General features: G+C 31.2%; 1 protein-coding gene. It reads right to left on the reverse strand.

Going from position 1 to position 1,673, the window contains the following annotated elements; translation table 11 throughout:
- Positions 1 to 823: 823 nt before the first annotated feature.
- Positions 824 to 1,543, reverse strand: coding sequence for a Cthe_2314 family HEPN domain-containing protein (locus FN809_RS17630; protein ID WP_142534864.1), 720 nt, complete (start codon positions 1,541 to 1,543; stop codon positions 824 to 826).
- Positions 1,544 to 1,673: the final 130 nt, after the last annotated feature.

Here is a 1,673-nt window from a genome sequence, read left to right on the forward strand (position 1 = left end):
TAAATAACTTTACAAAAATTTAAATCGAAATTTTACACAAGTTGTAAATACAAAGGCCTTTTCTCAGAAGCTTTTTTTCACAATGCACGCCAACGGTTAAGTATAAGTGCCGGGGCTTTGGTTGTGTGGTGGCCTTTGTGGCACTGGTATTTATACAATGTTGTGTTTACGTTTTTTAAATTTTTTATTCTTCCAATTTAAAATCGGGCGTTTTGAAAACCAGTCCGCTGCCTTAAACAGCCACTTTAAAATTCAAGTTATTGTCTTTATGCTGGTATAAGGACTGTTACTTGTATTGCCGGGATTTTAAAGGTTTTTCAACGGTTTAAAATTATCCTAAGTTCCGTTTTTATTTAAATTTTAAATGGTTTATTCTTCATTCAAAAACTCCTTTAAAAGTAACCAATTTTTTGAATTACGGTAAAATGTTTTTCCTGCTCAATCATTGAAATTCAGAAAGTTAGCGGTTTAAAAGTTGACTTTGTCATTTTAACTACCGAACTTCTCTCAGTCGTTTTAGACGTTGGTTTACGTCTTGAAGCAAGTCTTCAACGGTCACTACCGTTCTAACGACTGGAAGTCCAAATGATAATTTGTCCTTTTTTAATTTCAATACCTTTCAAAGAACATTTTACCCCTTAACAATCCCGTAATCGTGGCTGTTTTATAACCTCCTGGTTTTCAAAATGAAACACAACGGCAAATTGTATGAGTAGTGCCGAATTTCGTAGCTCTTTCCTGTCAAACCGTGATGAACTTTAATACGAGAACGGAAGCTCAAATTAAGCACTTCACTCGGCATTACTTATACAAAATGTTGTGGTTAGTTTTTCTTGTATTCATTCCCTTTTCTAATCACATATGGAGTAATTTCAGTAAAGAAATCACGCAACAAACCTTCAAGTTCATCAGCAACCTTTCTTAATTCATTCTTTTTCTCTTGAACAAACTCATCGGCAATCCTTTTATAAAAGTTCTTATATAGCTCTAAATCTTTATTGTTATCAGAATCAAGTGCAATATAAAATCCTTGAATATCAGCAAGTCTTTTTTCATTATAAGATTCCGAATGCGCAATTCTATTTCTTGAATATCTATATTTTTCAATAAACTTATCAAGTTTTTTCATTGATGAGCTTAATGTTGAACCTTTAATCTTGTCATTTTTAATGATTGTTGATTCTTTACATTCTCTTTCAGGCAATCCAATTTCAAATACAACATTTGTGAATCGCAATATTCTGTCAAATATTGAAGTTATGCGCAAGTAGAAGTTTTCAAGAATAAAGACAATATAATCATGTCTATTCATAGTTGAATCTTTTTTACTCTTGTAGCCAGAAAGCAAATCTATTGTATAATTTATTTGGTCTAAACATTCTGTTATATTACTAGCAGACAATAATATATCAATATTATATTTCTCAAATTTGGTTTGTTTAGTAACAATCTTATCAAATTCTTGATGTGAAATATAGTTTTGTAATATCGGCACCAAAGTTTTAAAAAAGTCTAACTCCTCAAATCTGTTTATTGTCCTCATGTTTTTTGTTTAACGGTCTGTCTTTAAATTAACCACAACGTTGAGTGTATGTGGCGTTGGACATTCCGAAGTGCATAATTTTCAAGTTAATGATATGTTTATTAAAATTACAACACTCCGATTAAAAGCC

The sequence above is a fragment of the Saccharicrinis carchari genome (assembly GCF_900182605.1).
Taxonomy (GTDB): Bacteria; Bacteroidota; Bacteroidia; order Bacteroidales; family Marinilabiliaceae; genus Saccharicrinis; species Saccharicrinis carchari.